Origin of the sequence: Pseudomonas sp. GM25, from assembly GCF_000282255.1 — a bacterium.
Classification (GTDB): domain Bacteria; phylum Pseudomonadota; class Gammaproteobacteria; order Pseudomonadales; family Pseudomonadaceae; genus Aquipseudomonas; species Aquipseudomonas aphyarum.
On sequence record NZ_AKJQ01000079.1, the window covers coordinates 40,429 to 58,511 of the forward strand.

Below are 18,083 nucleotides of genomic sequence, written 5' to 3' on the forward strand. Positions count from 1 at the left end.
GTGAGCGGGCGAAAGACCAAAGAAGCTATATGCGCAGTCGCTTCCCGGCAGGGGCAGCTGCTTGGGGGTCAGCTGCCCCGATAGGTGGAATAGCTGTAAGGCGAGATCAGCAACGGTACGTGGTAGTGATCCTGTTCGGCAGAAATGCCGAACCGCAGCACGACCACGTCCAGGAATGCCGGCTCCGGCAACTGGACGCCACGGGCGCGGTAGTAATCGCCGGCGTGGAACTGAACCTGATAGACACCGGTACGGTAGTCATCGCCTTGCAGCAGCGGCGCATCGACCCGGCCATCGCTGTTGGTAATCGCACTGGCGACCAATTCCAGGTGCGAACCTTCAACGCGGTACAGCTCGACCTTGATCGAGCTGCCCGGGCAACCGTGTGCAGCGTCCAAAACGTGTGTTGTCAAACGTCCCATTGATTCTGCGCGCCTGCCTGCGTGGAGCAGTCAGACTTCGCGCCTCCCGAAGTCAGTTGAAAAGGAGACCGCACCGTTTCGGAGCACGAAAAGCTGCGGCGAGCGATTGATTAAGACACTTTTTAAAAAAATTGTACACAATAAAAACGACATTTTTCCTCCTACCCCCGCCATCCTTCGATTTCCCGGTGATTTGCCCCGTAACCTCGCATTCATTGAACCCCCAATCCATTAGCTGACTGGTCAGGCAGGTTTCTTGCAGGTTCACGCCATTAACAGCAAAAGATGACAGCCGGTGAAAAATGCGAAAATTCAGGCTTACAAATTGAGAATAAAGTTGTATACAATCAGCCCATCGCTGTGACGCCAGCCTGCCATCCAAACTTCAGGGCGCCACACAATCTGTCAACGAATAAGAAGGAAGACTGCAGTGAGCGCTGACTACCCACGCGACCTGATCGGTTACGGCAGTAACCCTCCTCACCCACACTGGCCGGGCAATGCCCGGATCGCCCTGTCGTTCGTACTCAATTACGAAGAAGGCGGCGAGCGCAACATTCTGCACGGTGACAAAGAATCCGAAGCCTTCCTGTCCGAGATGGTTGCTGCTCAGCCTCTGCAAGGCGCGCGCAACATGAGCATGGAATCGCTTTACGAGTATGGCAGCCGTGCCGGCGTCTGGCGGATCCTGAAACTGTTCAAGGAATTCGACATTCCGCTGACCATCTTCGCCGTGGCCATGGCCGCCCAGCGTCACCCGGACGTGATCCGCGCGATGGTCGAGGCCGGTCACGAGATCTGCAGCCACGGCTACCGCTGGATCGACTACCAGTACATGGACGAAGCGCAGGAACGCGAGCACATGCTCGAAGCGATCCGCATCCTCACCGAACTCACCGGCGAGCGCCCATTGGGCTGGTACACCGGTCGCACCGGCCCGAACACCCGTCGTCTGGTGATGGAAGAAGGCGGTTTCCTCTACGACTGCGACACCTACGACGACGACCTGCCCTACTGGGAACCGAACAACCCGACCGGCAAGCCGCATCTGGTGATCCCGTACACGCTGGACACCAACGACATGCGCTTCACCCAGGTCCAGGGTTTCAACAAGGGCGACGATTTCTTCGAATACCTCAAAGATGCGTTCGACGTGCTTTATGCCGAAGGCGCCGAAGCACCGAAGATGCTGTCGATCGGTCTGCACTGCCGTCTGGTGGGCCGTCCGGCGCGTCTGGCTTCGCTCAAGCGCTTTATCGAATACGCTAAAAGTCATGAACAGGTGTGGTTCAGCCGCCGCGTCGACATCGCGCGTCACTGGCACGAAACCCACCCGTACCAAGGGGCTGCCAAATGAGCACCTTTCAAACCCTGAAACCGTCGACCCTGAGCCGCGACGCCTTCGTCAAAGCCTTCGCCGACATCTACGAACATTCGCCATGGGTGGCCGAGAAGGCCTTCGACCTGGGCCAGGACGCGTCGATCGACCAGATCGAAACCCTGCACCAGCGCATGAGCGACATCCTGTTGAGCGCCGATCACGCCAGTCAGCTGGCACTGATCAACGCTCACCCGGACCTGGCCGGCAAAGCTGCCGTCCAGGGCGAGTTGACCGAAGCCAGCACCAATGAACAGGCTGGCGCCGGTATTCACCAATGCACGGCCGAAGAGTTCCAGCGCTTCACCGAGCTGAACGACGCCTACAAAGCCAAGTTCAAGTTTCCCTTCATCATGGCGGTAAAAGGCAGCAACCGGCATCAGATCCTCGCGGCGTTCGAAACGCGCATTCACAACCCGGTCGACACCGAGTTCAAATGCGCGCTGGCGGAGATCAACAAGATCGCCCTGTTCCGATTACTGACTCTCTAGCAAGCCTGGCCCGAGTGCATCAAACGCGGAGAGCACCCAGGGCCTCGCAAGCATCCCAAGCCACTTATTTAAAGGCAGACAAGAAGAATGAAAGCTTACGCCGTACCTTTCGAGAAGTTCGTCAACCTGGCCGATGCCCGTCTGGGCACCAAAATCATCTCGGTCACCGATGACTGGTTCGCAGACGCCAATCGTCTGTTTCAGCCGACCCCGGCCGTGTGGAAGGAGGGCGTGTTCGATGACAACGGCAAGTGGATGGACGGCTGGGAGTCCCGCCGCAAGCGCTTCGAAGGCTACGACAGCGCGGTGATCCGCCTGGGCGTACCGGGTTCGATCAAAGGCGTGGACATCGACACTTCATTCTTCACCGGCAACTTCCCGCCATCGGCCTCGCTGGAAGCCTGCTTCCTGGCGTCGGGCGAGCCGGACGAAAACACCCAGTGGACTGAAGTGCTGTCGGCCGTCGAGCTGCAGGGCAACAGCCACCACTACCACGAAATCAGCAACGACAAGGCGTTCAGCCACCTGCGCTTCAACATCTACCCGGATGGCGGCGTGGCCCGTCTGCGCGTGTACGGCATTCCGTTCCGCGACTGGTCGGCTGTCGGCGACAACGAGCAAGTCGACCTGGCCGCAGCCCTCAACGGTGGCCGCGCCCTCGCCTGCTCCGACGAACACTTCGGCCGCATGAGCAACATCCTCAACCCGGGCCGTGGCATCAACATGGGCGACGGCTGGGAAACCGCACGTCGTCGCACCCCGGGCAATGACTGGGTAATCGTCGCACTGGGCCATCCGGGCGAGATCGAAAAAATCATCGTCGACACCCTGCACTTCAAGGGCAACTACCCGGACACCTGCTCGATCCAGGGCGCGTTCGTCAAGGGCGGCACCGACAGCCAGATCGAAACCCAGTCGCTGTTCTGGCGCGAACTGCTGCCAAGCCAGAAGCTGGAAATGCACGCCGAACACACCTTCGTCGAGCAGATCAAGGCGCTGGGCCCGATCACCCACATCCGTCTGAACGTGTTCCCGGACGGTGGTGTGAGCCGCCTGCGCGTATTGGGCAAAGTCGCTAAATAAGCACTGAACCCGATCGCCAGCAGGCTGGCTCCCACAAGGGAATGTATTCCAGATGTGGGAGCTGGCCTGCCAGCGATAGCAACAGAACCAACAACACAGAATTCGGAAAAGAACAGCATGCGCACATTGACGATTGAACCGCTGACCAAAGAAGCCTTCGCCCCTTTCGGTGACGTGATCGAAACCGACGGCAGCGATCACTTCATGATCAACAACGGTTCGACCATGCGCTTCCACAAACTGGCGACGGTCGAAACCGCGACGCCTGAGGACAACGCGATCATCAGCATCTTCCGCGCCGACGCGCAGGACATGCCGCTGACCGTCAGCATGCTGGAACGCCATCCGCTGGGCAGCCAGGCTTTCATTCCGCTGCTCGGCAACCCCTTTCTGATCGTGGTCGCGCCACTTGGCGATGAACCTGTATCAGGCTTGGTCCGCGCCTTCGTCACCAACGGCAGGCAGGGCATCAATTACCATCGCGGCGTCTGGCACCACCCGGTGCTGACGATCGAAAAGCGGGATGACTTCCTGGTGGTTGATCGCAGTGGCACAGGCAATAACTGCGATGAGCATTTTTTCAAAGAGGATGAGCGTTTGATCCTCGCCCCCCACCAATAAGAGAAGGTCCGATCACTCGACAACAAGAGTGACGGGCGAGAGGTAAAGACTGTGGAAGCACATCTGTTGGAATGGCTGAACCTGAGCGTGCGCTGGGTTCACATGATCACTGGCGTGGCCTGGATCGGCGCGTCGTTCTACTTCGTCTGGCTGGAGAACAACCTCAACCGCGTCAACCCGAAAACCGGTCTTGCCGGTGATCTGTGGGCGATCCACGGCGGCGGTATCTATCACCTGGAAAAATACAAACTGGCCCCTCCGTCGATGCCGGAGAACCTGCACTGGTTCAAATGGGAAGCCTATTTCACCTGGATGTCGGGGATCGCGCTGCTGTGCGTGGTGTTCTACTCCAACCCCGTGCTCTACCTCGTGGCACCCGGCAGCGGCCTGACCGGCCCTGAAGGCGTGGCCATCGGCATCGGTTCGCTGATCGCCGGCTGGTTCATCTACGACTTCCTCTGCGATTCGCCTCTGGGCAAGAAACCTGCCCTGCTCGGCTTCATCCTGTTCGTGCTGATCATCGGCGCGGCGTATGGCTTCAGCAAGGTGTTCAGCGGTCGTGGTGCGTACCTGCACGTCGGCGCGATCATCGGCACCATCATGGTCGGCAACGTGTTCCGCATCATCATGCCGGCGCAGCGCGCACTGGTTGCCGCGATCGCCGAGAACCGCACGCCGGATCCGGCGCTGCCGGCCAAAGGCCTGCTGCGTTCGCGTCACAACAACTACTTCACCCTGCCGGTGCTGTTCATCATGATCAGCAACCACTTCCCGAGCACTTACGGCAGCCAGTACAACTGGTTGATCCTGGCCGGGATCGCGGTGTTGGCGGTGTTGGTGCGTCACTACTTCAACACCCGTCACGACAGCCACAAGTTTGCCTGGACCCTGCCGGTTGCAGCGGTGGGCATGATCAGTCTGGCGTACGTCACCGGCCCAGCGCCGATGTCGACCGCTCCGGACGTGGCCAAGGCACCTGCGAAAATCGAGTACCAGCCACTGCCGGAAACGGCTTTGGGTGGTGGCGCGAAACCGGCTGAAGCAGCACAACCAGCCGCCCCTGCTGCACCGGCCGCCGCTCCGGCTCAGGCGTCCAACGCAGGCCCGGGTTTCGACAAGGTGCACACCGTGATCCAGGAACGCTGCGCGGTCTGCCACTCGGCCAAACCGACCAGCCCGCTGTTCAGCGCTGCCCCGGCCGGTGTGATGTTCGACACCCCCGAGCAGATCCGCCAGAACGCGGCACGGATCCAGGCGCAAGCCATCACCACGCAGATCATGCCACTGGGCAACATCACACAGATGACCCAGCAGGAACGTGACCTGATCGGTGCATGGATCGCCCAGGGAGCCCAGACCAACTAAGCCGTAAAAACCTCGCGAGCAGGCTCGCGCCCACACGGATCATCCGGATCCTGTGGGCGCCGGCTTGCCTGCGATTGGCCGCATAAGCGGCCCGCCTGATGCAAAGAGGACAGCGGCAAGCAACCCGGCCGCTGTTCATCACAAGAATAAAAAAGATCCGAGGTGTTGCATGTCCGAGCTGTCCAAAGCGCGCATCCCCGACGCACCCGCCATTCAGCGTTTGCCCCTTTTGCAACTGATCCTGGTCGGTTTGCAACATGTACTGCTGATGTACGGCGGCGCCATCGCGGTACCGCTGATCATTGGACAGGCCGCTGGCCTGAGTCGTGAAGAAATCGCCTTCCTGATCAACGCCGACCTGCTGGTCGCCGGCATCGCCACCATCGTGCAGTCCTTGGGGATAGGCCCGATGGGCATTCGCATGCCGGTGATGATGGGCGCCAGTTTCGCCGCCGTCGGCAGCATGGTCGCCATGGCCGGCATGCCCGGCATCGGTCTGCAGGGAATCTTCGGCGCAACCATCGCCGCCGGGTTCTTCGGCATGATCATCGCGCCGTTCATGTCCAAAGTCGTACGCTTCTTCCCGCCTCTGGTGACCGGCACGGTCATCACCTCGATCGGTTTGTCGCTATTCCCCGTGGCCGTGAACTGGGCCGGTGGCGGCGCTGGCGCCGCACAATTCGGTTCACCGATTTACCTGGCCATCGCCGCACTGGTACTGGCCACCATTCTGTTGATCCACCGCTTCATGCGCGGTTTCTGGGTCAACATTTCCGTGCTGATCGGCATGTGCCTGGGCTACGTGCTCTGTGGTGCCATCGGCATGGTCGACCTGAGCGGCATGGCCAACGCGCCATGGGTTCAGTTCGTCACCCCGCTGCATTTCGGCATGCCGAAGTTCGAACTGGCACCGATCCTGTCGATGTGTCTGGTGGTGGTGATCATCTTCGTCGAGTCCACCGGGATGTTCCTCGCGCTGGGCAAGATCACCGGCCAGGAAGTCTGCCCGCGCATGCTGCGTCGCGGCCTGCTGTGTGATGCCGGCGCGTCGTTCTTCGCCGGCTTCTTCAACACCTTCACCCACTCCTCTTTCGCGCAGAACATCGGCCTGGTGCAGATGACCGGCGTGCGCTGCCGTTCGGTGACTATCGTTGCCGGCGGTCTGCTGATCGTTCTGAGCCTGCTGCCGAAAGCGGCATTCCTGGTGGCGTCGATTCCACCGGCAGTGCTCGGCGGCGCGGCGATTGCGATGTTCGGCATGGTGGCGGCGACCGGCATCAAGATCCTGCAGGAAGCCGACATCGGCGACCGTCGCAACCAATTGCTGGTAGCCGTGAGCATCGGCATGGGCCTGATCCCGGTGGTGCGCCCGGAGTTCTTCGCCCACCTGCCATTGTGGATGAGCCCGATCACCCACAGCGGGATCGCCATGGCCACCCTCAGCGCGCTGACGCTGAACCTGTTGTTCAACATCCTCGGAGGCGCCGAACGCGCCGCGGTCAACGACTGCCACGCACACCCGCACTGACCCGAAGAGTAAAAAAGGGGGCTCGCCCAAGCCTGCCCCCTCGCGACAGCTTTGCCTCAAACAATAAAAACAAGAGGGAGCAACAGATGATCCGGACTCAAACCAACGTGTTGTTGAGCGGCGGCCTGCTGGCCGCATCGCAAGCCATGGCCGGCGATTTATTGCTGTGGCAGACCAACAGCCTGAGCTACCTGTACGGCAAGAACTTCGCGATCAACCCGTCGATCCAGCAGACGGTGACGTTCGAGCACGCCGACAAGTGGAAGTACGGCGACAACTTCCTGTTCGTCGACAAGATCTTCTACAACGGCCAGGAAGACCGCAACAAAGGCCCCCACGCGTTCTACGGCGAATTCAGCCCGCGCCTGTCGTTCGGCAAGATCTTCGACAAGAAGCTGGAGTTCGGCCCGATCAAGGATGTGCTGCTGGCCATGACCTACGAGTACGGCGAAGGCGACAGCGAGGCTTATCTGATCGGCCCCGGCTTCGACCTCAAGGTGCCGGGCTTCAACTATTTCACCCTGAACTTCTATCGCCGCCAGACCGAAGGCCCGCGCCCCGGCGACGGCGTCTGGCAGATCACGCCCGGCTGGTCCTACAGCATCCCCGTGGGCAATTCCGACCTGCTGATCGACGGCTATCTGGACTGGGTGGTCGACAACGACCAGAACTCCCGTGGCACCTATCACGCCAACCTGCACATCAACCCGCAGATCAAATACGACCTGGGCAAAGCCCTCGGCTGGGGTGAAAAGCAGGTGTACGTCGGCACCGAATACAGCTACTGGAAAAACAAATACGGGGTCGAAAGCACCCACAGTTTCGACACCAACCAAAACACCGCCAGCCTGCTGGTGAAGGTGCACTTCTAAGATGACCCGCAACCGTGCCCCCTACCTGTCGTCGGTGCTCTGTTGCGGGGCACTTGAGGCCTGGCCGTTGAGTCAGTATTCTCCGCGGCCTCCTGAATTCGGTCTAAAAAAAAGCCCGAATTTAATTCCTGACCGAAAAGCCAACTTATCCCGGCCGCGGTCAGTACCGAGGCATCCCGAAAACACGCTCAATCGACTGTTTTTCAGCAGCCGACGGGCGTTTTTTTGCTTTTCGAAAAGCCTTGGCTCAGCTCTTGCTAACAGCACTAAAGCTGACCGAATGGATGATTTTTGCTGCAACGAAAAAAGGCGCCACACCAGAGCGCCGACTCAAAAAAATAAACGTGGAACACCTACTTTGGGAGCAACCGAATGAAACGTATGTGCACCAGCCTGATGCTTGCGGGATCGCTGCTGGCAGGGGGGCAGGCCATGGCCGACGGCCTGCTGCAATGGCAGAACAACAGCCTGACCTACCTCTACGGCAAAGACTTCAAGGTCAACCCGGCCATCCAGCAGACCGTGACCTTCGAGCACGCCGATGCATGGAAGTACGGGGACAACTTCTTCTTCCTCGACAAGATCTTCTACAACGGTGACAAGGACTTCAACAACGGTCCGAACACCTACTACGGCGAGTTCCAGCCACGCATCTCGCTGGGCAAGGTTCTCGACCAGAAGATCGAGTTCGGCCCGATCAAGGACGTCCTGCTGGCGATGACCTACGAGTTCGGCGAGGGCGACACCGAGTCCTACCTGATCGGCCCGGGCTTCGACCTGGCCATTCCGGGCTTCGACTACTTCCAGCTGAACTTCTACCAGCGTCACACCGAAGGCTCGCGTCCGGGTGACAACGTCTGGCAGATCACACCAGTGTGGTCCTACACCATTCCAGTGGGCGACTCGAACATCCTGATCGACGGCTACATGGACTGGGTGGTCGACAACGACGTCAACAGCAGAGGCGAATACCACGCCAACCTGCACTTCAACCCGCAGGTCAAATACGACCTGGGCAAGGCGCTGAATTTCGGCGAGAAGCAGTTGTACGTCGGTGTTGAATACGACTACTGGAAAGACAAGTACGGTATCGACGACACCAAGGCCTTCACCACCAATCAGAACGTGACCAGCTTCCTGGTGAAGTTCCACTTCTGATAGTGCGGCGTCCTCAAGGACGCCATCGCGAGCAGGCTCGCTCCCACATTGGTTTTGTGCACGACGCAAATCCCTGTGGGAGCTGGCCTGCCAGCGATTGCCGCACAGCAAATCTCAGGCCGGAACCAGCGCCTCGCCAATCCCCAAAAACCGGCACAGCTCATCGCGCTTGGCCAGGGCATCGCGCCGTCCAAGGTCGATCAATTCGCTGCAATACCCCGCCTCGAACAGCAAGTAACTCAACACCCCTGCCCCGCTCGTCTTGGTCGCTCCCGGCCCACGCAGAAACAACCGCAAAGCCGCCGGCAGTTCCTGGCGATGCCGCGCCGCGATTTCATCGATCGGCTGACTCGGCGAGATCACCAGCACTTCCACCGGCGCCACCCCCAGCGCACGGGTCGGCGTGCCTTCGGGCATCAGATGACTGAACTGGTTGAGACGCTGAAGCAGCTCGATGTCGCTTTCGAGGCTATCAATGAAGGTGCTGTTGAGCATGTGCCCGCCGATCTGCGCCAGCGTCGGCTGCTGCCCGGTGTAGGTGCGTTCCAGCGGTTGCGCCGGATCGAAACCACGCGGGTTGCCGCTGACACCCACAACCAGCACCCGGCTCGCGCCCAGGTGCAGCGCCGGGCTGATCGGCGCCGACTGTCGCACCGCGCCATCGCCGAAATATTCATCGCCGATCTTCACTGGCGCGAACAACAGCGGGATCGCCGAACTGGCCAGCAAGTGCTCCACCGACAACTGCGTCGGCACACCGATGCGCCGGTGACGCAGCCAGGAATCGATGGTGCCGCCGCCCTGATAGAAGGTCACGGCTTGCCCGGACTCGTAACCGAACGCCGTCACTGCCACCGCGTGCAATTGCTTGCGGGCGATGGACTCGGCGATGCCGGGCATGTGCAGTTTTTCATTGAGCAGATGACGCAGCGGCGAACTGTTGAGCAGCGCCACCGGCATTTGCCGGCCCATGCCCAACAGGCTGTGGCTGACGAAACGACTGGCCTGGCGGATCACCCCCGGCCAGTCGCTGCGCAGCACGCGATGGCTGCGAAAGCCTTGCCAGAACAGCGTAAGGCGTTCGATGGCCGCGCGAAAATCAGTCGCACCGCTGGCCAGGCTGACCGCGTTGATCGCCCCGGCCGACGTGCCGACGATCACCGGAAACGGATTGTCCGCCCCCAATGGCAGCAATTCGGCAATCGCCGCCAGCACCCCCACCTGATACGCCGCCCGAGCCCCGCCGCCGGAAAGAATCAAACCTGTGACCGGTTCAGCTGGGCTCATCGCAACGCTCCGTGGTGCTTATGGGGATGGGTCAAATCAACCGCGTTTGGCGTACAGCTTCGGCTCGCCCGGTGGCCGGCTCTTGAAGCGCCGGTGTGCCCACAGGTATTGCTCGGGGCACTCACGCAACACGCCTTCGACCCACTGATTGATGCGGATGCAATCTTCTTCTTCGGTCTCACCCGGGAAACCTTCCAGCGGCGGATGAATCACCAGACGATAACCGCTGCCGTCGGCCAGACGCTCCTGGGTGAACGGCACCACCAGCGCCTTGCCCAGACGCGCGAACTTGCTGGTGGCGGTGACCGTTGCGGCCTGAATGCCGAACAGCGGCACGAAGATGCTTTGCTTGGCGCCGTAGTCCTGATCCGGCGCATACCAGATCGCCCGGCCTGCGCGCAGCAATTTGAGCATGCCGCGCACGTCGTCACGCTCCACCGCCAGCGAGTCGAGGTTGTGCCGCTCGCGGCCCTGCCGCTGAACGAAGTCGAACAGCGGATTCTTGTGTTCGCGGTACATGCCGTCGATGGTGTGCTGCTGGCCGAGCAGCGCCGCGCCGATTTCCAGGGTGGTGAAATGCACCGCCATCAGAATCACGCCCTTGCCTTCGCGCTGAGCCTTTTGCAGGTGCTCCAGGCCTTCGACGTGGGCCAGTTTCGCCAGGCGCTGACGCGACCACCACCAGCTCATCGCCATTTCAAAGAAGGCGATACCGGTGGAGGCGAAGTTTTCCTTGAGCAGGCGCTTGCGTTCGGCGGCGGATTTTTCCGGGAAACACAGTTCCAGATTGCGCTTGGCAATGCGCCGCCGGTCGCCGGCGAAGCGATACATCAAGGCACCAAGAAAACGACCGATGGCCAGCAAGGCCGGATAGGGCAGCTGCACGATCAGCCACAACAGCCCGAGGCCGCACCAGAGCGGCCAGAAGCGTGGGGCAAGAAATGCTTTTCGAAAACGCGGGCGATCCATTAAAGCTTCCGTAAATACAGTGGCCGCGCATTCTACATCGTTCGACCCGGCTTGCGGCCTGCGGGCGTTCTCGTTATAAGTCTCGGCACTTTTAGTGACAAGCCGTTGTATGCCGACATGAGCCAAACCGAACCGAAAGACCAAGATCCCGTGTTCCAGCTGAAGGGCAGCATGCTCGCCATTACAGTGCTGGAGCTGTCCCGCAACGACCTGGACAGCCTCGATCGGCAATTGGCCGCCAAAGTCGCCCAGGCACCGAATTTCTTCAGCAACGCGCCGCTGGTTCTGGCGCTGGACAAACTGCCGCCAAGCGAAGGCGCCGTCGACCTGCCGGGCCTGATGCGCGTGTGCCGTCAGCACGGCCTGCGCACCCTGGCGATCCGCGCCAGCCGCATCGAAGACATCGCCGCCGCCATCGCCATCGACATCCCGGTGCTGCCGCCGTCCGGCGCCCGCGAGCGACCGCTGGAAAGCGCCGAACCCGTCGCCCCGAAGAAACCGGAAAAACCGCCGGAGCCGGCCGTCAAACCGACCCGCGTCATCACCACGCCAGTACGTGGTGGCCAACAGATATATGCGCAAGGTGGCGATCTGGTGGTGGTTTCCTCGGTCAGCCCGGGGGCGGAACTTCTCGCCGATGGCAACATCCATGTATACGGCCCGATGCGCGGTCGTGCGCTGGCCGGGGTCAAGGGCGACACCAAGGCGCGGATTTTCTGTCAGCAATTGAGCGCTGAACTGATCTCCATCGCAGGCCATTACAAGGTTTCCGAAGACCTGCGTCGCGATCCGATGTGGGGTTCGGGCGTACAGGTCAGCCTGTCGGGCGACGTGTTGAACATCATTCGGCTTTAACGGATACTGCCGCATTTTCCAAGCATCTCTAAAACGTAGCGAAAACGGCTCAAACGAAGTAGGAAAAAGGCCAAAAGCCGAATTCCAGCCAAGGCTGTCCGACTGCAGTAGTTTTCTAGAGATGTTTTTCAGGGGCTGAACAGTCCTTCTTCCTTAGGGGTGAAACACCTTGGCCAAGATTCTCGTGGTTACATCCGGCAAGGGTGGTGTGGGTAAGACCACCACCAGCGCCGCTATCGGTACCGGCCTCGCTCTGCGCGGCCACAAAACAGTGATCGTCGACTTCGACGTGGGCTTGCGTAACCTTGACCTGATCATGGGTTGCGAGCGCCGCGTGGTGTATGACTTCGTCAACGTCGTGAACGGCGAAGCCAACCTGCAACAGGCCCTGATCAAAGACAAGCGCCTGGAAAACCTCTATGTACTGGCCGCCAGCCAGACCCGCGACAAAGACGCGCTGACCGTCGAAGGCGTGGAAAAAGTCCTGATGGAGCTCAAGGAACAATTCGAGTTCGTCGTCTGCGACTCCCCGGCGGGTATCGAAAAAGGCGCGCACCTGGCCATGTACTTCGCTGACGAAGCGATCGTCGTGACCAACCCTGAAGTGTCCTCGGTACGTGACTCGGACCGCATGCTCGGCCTGCTGGCCAGCAAGTCCCGTCGCGCCGAACGCGGCGAAGAGCCGATCCAGGAACACCTGCTGATCACCCGCTACCACCCGGAGCGCGTAGAGAAAGGCGAAATGCTCGGCGTCGAAGACGTCAAGGAAATCCTCGCCGTACGCCTGTTGGGCGTCATCCCGGAATCCCAGGCCGTACTCAAGGCCTCCAACCAGGGCGTACCTGTGATCCTCGATGATCAGAGCGACGCCGGCCAGGCCTACAGCGATACCGTTGATCGCCTGCTGGGCAAGGAAAAAGAACACCGGTTCCTGAATGTCGAGAAGAAGGGATTCTTCGAGCGTCTGTTTGGAGGTAGGTAATGAACCTTTTTGACTTCTTTCGTGCCAACAAAAAGCCAAGTACCGCCTCGGTCGCGAAAGAGCGTCTACAGATCATCGTGGCGCATGAACGCGGCCAGCGCAGCACCCCTGACTACCTGCCATCCTTGCAGAAGGAACTGGTGGAAGTGATCCGCAAATACGTCAACATCGGCAACGACGACGTACACGTGGCACTGGAGAGCCAGGGCAGCTGCTCGATTCTGGAACTCAACATCACCCTGCCAGACCGCTGAGTCGATCCGGCAGGAACGACGGCGGCTCAGGGCCCTTCCGACACCGGAGGGGCCCTGAGCCGCCGTTGGCATTTGTTACGAGGCTGTTTTAATGCCGTTGTCCAACGTCCAAATCATTCATCAGGACGCCGCCGTTCTGGTGGTGAACAAACCCACCCTGTTGCTCTCCGTGCCCGGCCGGGCCGACGACAACAAGGACTGCCTGATCACCCGCCTGCAGGAAAACGGCTACCCGGAAGCGCGTATCGTCCATCGCCTGGACTGGGAAACGTCGGGGATCATTCTGCTCGCCCGTGACGCCGATACCCACCGCGAACTGTCGCGGCAGTTTCACGATCGTGAAACAGAGAAAGCCTACACTGCGCTCTGCTGGGGTCAGCCGGAACTGGACAGCGGCAGCATCGACCTGCCCTTGCGCTACGACCCGCCGACCAAACCGCGTCACGTGGTCGATCACGAACTCGGCAAACACGCCCTGACCTTCTGGCGCGTGCTGGAGCGTTGTGGCGACTGGTGCCGCGTCGAGCTCACACCAATCACCGGCCGGTCGCACCAGTTGCGCGTGCACATGCTGTCGATCGGTCATCCGTTGCTCGGTGACGGCCTCTACGCTCACGAACAAGCCCTCGCCGCCTGGCCTCGTTTGTGCCTGCACGCGAGCATGCTCAGCTTCACGCACCCTCAATCCGGTGAGCGTTTGCGCTTCGAATGTCCGGCGCCTTTCTGACGCGCCACAATGTCCCAAGCATCAGGCCGATGCGTTAAACTCCCGCCCATTGCTGTCTGGAGCTTCTTATGCGCGAAGAGTTGAACCAAGGCCTGATCGACTTCCTCAAGGCCTCCCCTACCCCGTTCCACGCCACCGCCAGCCTTGTTCAACGCCTGGAGGCCGCCGGTTATGTGCGCCTCGACGAGCGCGAAACCTGGCACACCGAAGCCAATGGTCGTTACTACGTCACCCGTAACGATTCCTCGATTGTCGCGATCAAGATGGGCCGCAACTCGCCGCTGCACGACGGCATCCGTCTGGTCGGCGCCCACACCGACAGCCCGTGCCTGCGGGTCAAGCCACAACCTGAACTGCAACGCCAGGGTTTCTGGCAGCTCGGCGTCGAAGTCTACGGCGGCGCGCTGCTGGCACCGTGGTTCGACCGCGACCTGTCGCTGGCCGGCCGCGTCACCTTCCGCCGCGACGGCAAGGTCGAGAGCCAGCTGATCGACTTCAAGGCCCCGATCGCGATCATTCCCAACCTCGCAATCCACCTCAACCGTGAAGCCAACCAGGGCTGGGCCATCAACGCCCAGACCGAACTGCCGCCGATTCTCGCGCAGTTCGCCGGTGACGAGCGCGTGGACTTCCGCGCGGTGCTCACCGATCAACTGGCCCGCGAACACGGCCTCAACGCCGACGTGGTACTCGATTACGAGCTGAGTTTCTACGACACCCAGAGCGCAGCGGTTATCGGTCTGCACGGCGACTTCATCGCCGGCGCGCGTCTCGACAACCTGCTGTCGTGCTACGCAGGTCTGCAAGCCCTGCTGACCGCCGACACCGAAGAAACCTGCGTGCTGGTGTGCAACGACCACGAAGAAGTCGGTTCCTGCTCGGCCTGTGGCGCTGATGGCCCGATGCTGGAACAGACCCTGCGCCGTCTGCTGCCGGAAGGCGACGAATTCGTACGCACCATCCAGAAATCCCTGCTGGTCTCGGCCGACAACGCCCACGGCGTACACCCTAACTACGCCGAGAAGCACGACGCCAACCACGGCCCGAAACTCAACGCCGGCCCGGTGATCAAGGTCAACAGCAACCAGCGCTACGCCACCAACAGCGAAACCGCCGGCTTCTTCCGCCATCTGTGCATGGCCGAAGAAGTGCCGGTGCAAAGCTTCGTGGTGCGCAGCGACATGGGTTGCGGCTCGACCATCGGCCCGATCACCGCCAGCCACCTGGGCGTGCGCACCGTCGACATCGGCCTGCCGACCTTCGCCATGCACTCGATCCGCGAACTGTGCGGCAGCCACGACCTGGCCCACCTGGTCAAAGTGCTGAGCGCGTTCTACGCCAGTCGCGAATTGCCGTAGGAAACAGCCGGGATCGCAGCGTGGAGCTGCGATCCTCCGGCCTGTAGAACCGGCTCATTTCTGATACACATCAGCACCGTCCATCGAAAACCCACCTAGACTTAAATCATTCCCTTCGACAAGGCTGTCGCCATGATCTCGATGTCTGCGTTCCACTCCATGCTCATTCCCATCCTGTGCGGAATGATTCTGCTGGCCATCGGCTTCAACTTCCGCGACAAGAACGCCGGCGTGTTCGCCATGTGGATCGGCATGCTGATGATCCTGGCCACCGTGGTCTACAAGATCCTCGCCAAACTCAACGAATAAATCCGCGCCCGGCTCGCATTGAATCTGGCGGGCTCGTACACTCGCCCGATCCGCCCCTTGCGAGGTTGACCGCCTAGTGTTCGCTCGTCTTTTTGCCCTGCCCTGCCTGTTCCTCATCTGCCTGATGACCCTGATGTCGCCGGCACCTGCCGACGCCGCCGGTCTGCCGGGACTGCTCACGGGCTCCGGCAAGGCTCAGCCCGAAGCTCAGGAACCGCTCGGCCAGTCGCTGGACGAAGTCATCAAGTCGCTGGAAAACGACAAGCAACGCGCCCAGTTGCTGACCGACCTGAAAAAACTCCGCGACGCCACGAAAAAAGCCCAGGCCAGCCCCGAAGAAGGTGTGCTGGGACTGATCGGCGGCACCCTCGCCACTTTCGAAAAACAGTTCACCGGCGCCGACAGCCCGCTCAATCGCTGGTCCGCCGAATTCGACATGGCCCAGGATGAATTGAAAGGCCTGATGCTGCCGGCCAGCGAATGGCTGCCGATCATCTTCGCCTTCGCCGTGATCCTCGCGGTCTGGAGCCTGCTCGCCGCCGCGCTGATCTGGCTCGGCCACCGGGTACGCATGCGCTTCGGCCTGACCGAAGAACTGCCGCAAAACCCCCGGGCCCTCGACATGCTGCGCTTCGCCCTGCGCAAGCTCGGGCCCTGGTTGATCGCGTTGGTGATCACGGTCTACATGAGCTATGCATTGCCCTCGTCACTGGGCAAAAGCCTGGCGATGGTGCTGGCTTACGCGCTGGTGGTCGGCACCTGCTTCTCGGCGATCTGCGTGATCGCCTTCTCCGTACTCGACGGCCCGCATCGTCATCGCGCGCTTTACATCCTGCGTCACCAGGCCTTCCGCCCGTTGTGGCTGATCGGCAGCTTCGCCGCCTTCGGTGAAGCCCTGAGCGATCCAAAACTGGTGGCCGCCCTAGGCGTACACCTGGCCCACACCGCCGCCACCGTCGCCAACGTCCTCGCGGCGCTGTCGACCGGCCTGTTCATCTTGCGTTTCCGCCGGCCGATCGCCCACCTGATCCGCAACCAGCCCCTGTCCCGCCGCCTGACCCGCCGCGCCCTCAGCGACACCATCGAAATCCTCGGCACCTTCTGGTACATCCCGGCGCTGGTGCTGGTGGGCATCTCCCTGTTCGCCACCTTCGTCTCCGCCGGCGACACCAGCACCGCCCTGCGCCAGTCGCTGATCTGCACCGTGCTGCTGGTGTTGTGCATGGTCATCAACGGCCTCGTCCGCCGCCACGCCCTCAAACCCCAACGCGGCCCTAAACGCCATGCGCTGTATTCCGAGCGCCTGAAAAGCTTCTTCTACACCCTCGCCCACCTGCTGGTGTGGCTGGCCTTCATCGAACTCGGCCTGCGGGTCTGGGGCATGTCGCTGATTGGCTTCACCGAAGGCGAAGGTCACGACGTCAGCGTCAAACTGTTCAGCCTGATCGGCACGCTGATCTTCGCGTGGCTGATCTGGATCCTCAGCGACACCGCCGTCCACCACGCCCTCACCCGCTCCCGCAAAGGCCTGGCCAACGCTCGCGCGCAGACCATGATGCCGCTGATCCGCAACGTACTGTTCGTGGCGATCTTCATCATCGCCCTGATCGTCGCGCTGGCGAACATGGGCATGAACGTCACGCCTCTGCTGGCCGGTGCCGGCGTCATCGGCCTGGCCATCGGCTTCGGCGCCCAGTCACTCGTAGCAGACCTGATCACCGGCCTGTTCATCATCATCGAAGACTCCCTTGCCATCGACGACTACGTCGACGTCGGCGGCCACCTCGGCACCGTCGAAGGCCTGACCATCCGCACCGTCCGCCTGCGGGACATCGACGGCATCGTCCACACCATCCCGTTCAGCGAAATCAAAAGCATCAAAAACTACTCCCGCGAATTCGGCTACGCCATCTTCCGCGTGGCCGTGCCGTTCAACATGAGCATCGACGAAGCCATCAAACTGATGCGCGACGTCGGCCAGAAAATGCGCACCGACCCTCTGCAACGACGCAACATCTGGTCACCACTGGAATTTCAGGGCGTGGAAAGCTTTGAATCCGGCAACGCGATACTGCGCGCAAGATTCAAGACCGCACCGATCAAACAGTGGGAAGTTTCACGGGCGTTCAACCTATCGCTCAAACGACACCTGGATGAAGCCGGCCTGGACCTCGCAACCCCAAGAATGAACGTGCAAGTCATCACAGCAGGCGGTGGCCAAACCCAGGAATAACCCCTGACCGTCGGACCACCATCGCCGGCAACCGGATCGCAAAATGCGGCACAGCCGCCCCACTCAAAACAATGAGCGTTAGCTCGAGTAAAGCTTTTGACGTGCCGGCCCCATCGGAAGGCTGAGTGGAGGGATTTATCCGGGGGTGGGAGCGCAGCGACCGTGCGGCGCAGCCGCATGCATCGAGAGGA

Annotated in this window: 18 protein-coding genes; 15 read left to right on the forward strand and 3 right to left on the reverse strand. The window is 61.0% G+C overall.

What is annotated here, in order from left to right:
- Positions 1 to 68: 68 nt before the first annotated feature.
- Positions 69 to 422 (reverse strand): hydroxyisourate hydrolase, encoded by a 354-nt coding sequence (gene uraH, locus PMI24_RS27740; protein ID WP_003223171.1) that lies wholly within the window; start codon positions 420 to 422, stop codon positions 69 to 71.
- A gap of 430 nt (positions 423 to 852) precedes the next feature.
- Between uraH and puuE the strand changes: the two genes are divergently transcribed.
- From puuE to PMI24_RS27780, 8 genes are all read left to right on the forward strand, one after another.
- Positions 853 to 1,779, forward strand: coding sequence for an allantoinase PuuE (puuE, locus tag PMI24_RS27745; protein WP_007960032.1), 927 nt, complete (start codon positions 853 to 855; stop codon positions 1,777 to 1,779).
- Entirely contained in the window at positions 1,776 to 2,291 is a 516-nt protein-coding gene (gene uraD / locus PMI24_RS27750) for a 2-oxo-4-hydroxy-4-carboxy-5-ureidoimidazoline decarboxylase (protein ID WP_007960034.1), read from the forward strand. Before puuE ends, uraD begins: the two co-directional genes overlap by 4 nt.
- Positions 2,292 to 2,378: 87 nt before the next feature.
- Complete coding sequence (alc, locus tag PMI24_RS27755; protein WP_007960036.1) at positions 2,379 to 3,374, forward strand: allantoicase; 996 nt, start codon at positions 2,379 to 2,381, stop codon at positions 3,372 to 3,374.
- Positions 3,375 to 3,491: 117 nt separating this feature from the next.
- On the forward strand, positions 3,492 to 3,995 hold the full coding sequence (locus PMI24_RS27760; RefSeq protein ID WP_007960046.1) for an ureidoglycolate lyase: 504 nt from the start codon (positions 3,492 to 3,494) through the stop codon (positions 3,993 to 3,995).
- 51 nt (positions 3,996 to 4,046) lie between these two features.
- Complete coding sequence (locus PMI24_RS27765; RefSeq protein WP_007960048.1) at positions 4,047 to 5,360, forward strand: urate hydroxylase PuuD; 1,314 nt, start codon at positions 4,047 to 4,049, stop codon at positions 5,358 to 5,360.
- A 169-nt stretch (positions 5,361 to 5,529) separates the two neighbouring features.
- Positions 5,530 to 6,888 (forward strand): nucleobase:cation symporter-2 family protein, encoded by a 1,359-nt coding sequence (locus PMI24_RS27770; RefSeq protein WP_007960053.1) that lies wholly within the window; start codon positions 5,530 to 5,532, stop codon positions 6,886 to 6,888.
- 86 nt (positions 6,889 to 6,974) lie between these two features.
- Positions 6,975 to 7,760 (forward strand): outer membrane protein OmpK, encoded by a 786-nt coding sequence (locus tag PMI24_RS27775; RefSeq protein WP_007960055.1) that lies wholly within the window; start codon positions 6,975 to 6,977, stop codon positions 7,758 to 7,760.
- 372 nt (positions 7,761 to 8,132) lie between these two features.
- Positions 8,133 to 8,918: an outer membrane protein OmpK gene (locus tag PMI24_RS27780; RefSeq protein WP_007960057.1), complete on the forward strand. Its 786-nt coding sequence runs from the start codon at positions 8,133 to 8,135 to the stop codon at positions 8,916 to 8,918.
- Between the two features lie 114 nt (positions 8,919 to 9,032).
- Here the strand turns inward: PMI24_RS27780 and PMI24_RS27785 are convergent, their stop codons facing one another.
- Positions 9,033 to 10,205 (reverse strand): patatin-like phospholipase family protein, encoded by a 1,173-nt coding sequence (locus PMI24_RS27785; RefSeq protein ID WP_007960059.1) that lies wholly within the window; start codon positions 10,203 to 10,205, stop codon positions 9,033 to 9,035.
- A 36-nt stretch (positions 10,206 to 10,241) separates the two neighbouring features.
- A complete protein-coding gene (locus tag PMI24_RS27790) occupies positions 10,242 to 11,174 on the reverse strand; it encodes a lipid A biosynthesis lauroyl acyltransferase (protein ID WP_007960061.1) in 933 nt (310 codons plus the stop codon).
- 117 nt (positions 11,175 to 11,291) lie between these two features.
- On the opposite strand from PMI24_RS27790, the gene minC reads away from it, so the two are divergent.
- The 7 genes from minC to PMI24_RS27820 all read left to right on the forward strand — a co-directional run bounded on the left by minC (position 11,292) and on the right by PMI24_RS27820 (position 17,892).
- Entirely contained in the window at positions 11,292 to 12,029 is a 738-nt protein-coding gene (gene minC / locus PMI24_RS27795) for a septum site-determining protein MinC (RefSeq protein WP_007960063.1), read from the forward strand.
- A 169-nt stretch (positions 12,030 to 12,198) separates the two neighbouring features.
- Complete coding sequence (gene minD / locus PMI24_RS27800) at positions 12,199 to 13,011, forward strand: septum site-determining protein MinD (protein WP_007960065.1); 813 nt, start codon at positions 12,199 to 12,201, stop codon at positions 13,009 to 13,011.
- Positions 13,011 to 13,265: a cell division topological specificity factor MinE gene (gene minE, locus PMI24_RS27805; RefSeq protein WP_007960071.1), complete on the forward strand. Its 255-nt coding sequence runs from the start codon at positions 13,011 to 13,013 to the stop codon at positions 13,263 to 13,265. The genes minD and minE overlap by 1 nt, the downstream gene beginning before the upstream one ends.
- Before the next feature lie 91 nt (positions 13,266 to 13,356).
- Positions 13,357 to 13,992 carry an RluA family pseudouridine synthase gene (locus tag PMI24_RS27810; RefSeq protein ID WP_007960072.1) on the forward strand — a complete coding sequence of 212 codons (636 nt, stop codon included), beginning with the start codon at positions 13,357 to 13,359 and terminating at the stop codon, positions 13,990 to 13,992.
- A 68-nt stretch (positions 13,993 to 14,060) separates the two neighbouring features.
- Positions 14,061 to 15,350: a M18 family aminopeptidase gene (locus PMI24_RS27815; RefSeq protein WP_007960074.1), complete on the forward strand. Its 1,290-nt coding sequence runs from the start codon at positions 14,061 to 14,063 to the stop codon at positions 15,348 to 15,350.
- 132 nt (positions 15,351 to 15,482) lie between these two features.
- On the forward strand, positions 15,483 to 15,659 hold the full coding sequence (locus tag PMI24_RS29410) for a hypothetical protein (protein WP_007960078.1): 177 nt from the start codon (positions 15,483 to 15,485) through the stop codon (positions 15,657 to 15,659).
- A 76-nt stretch (positions 15,660 to 15,735) separates the two neighbouring features.
- Positions 15,736 to 17,892: a mechanosensitive ion channel family protein gene (locus PMI24_RS27820; protein ID WP_007960084.1), complete on the forward strand. Its 2,157-nt coding sequence runs from the start codon at positions 15,736 to 15,738 to the stop codon at positions 17,890 to 17,892.
- The last annotated feature ends 191 nt before the right edge of the window (positions 17,893 to 18,083 follow it).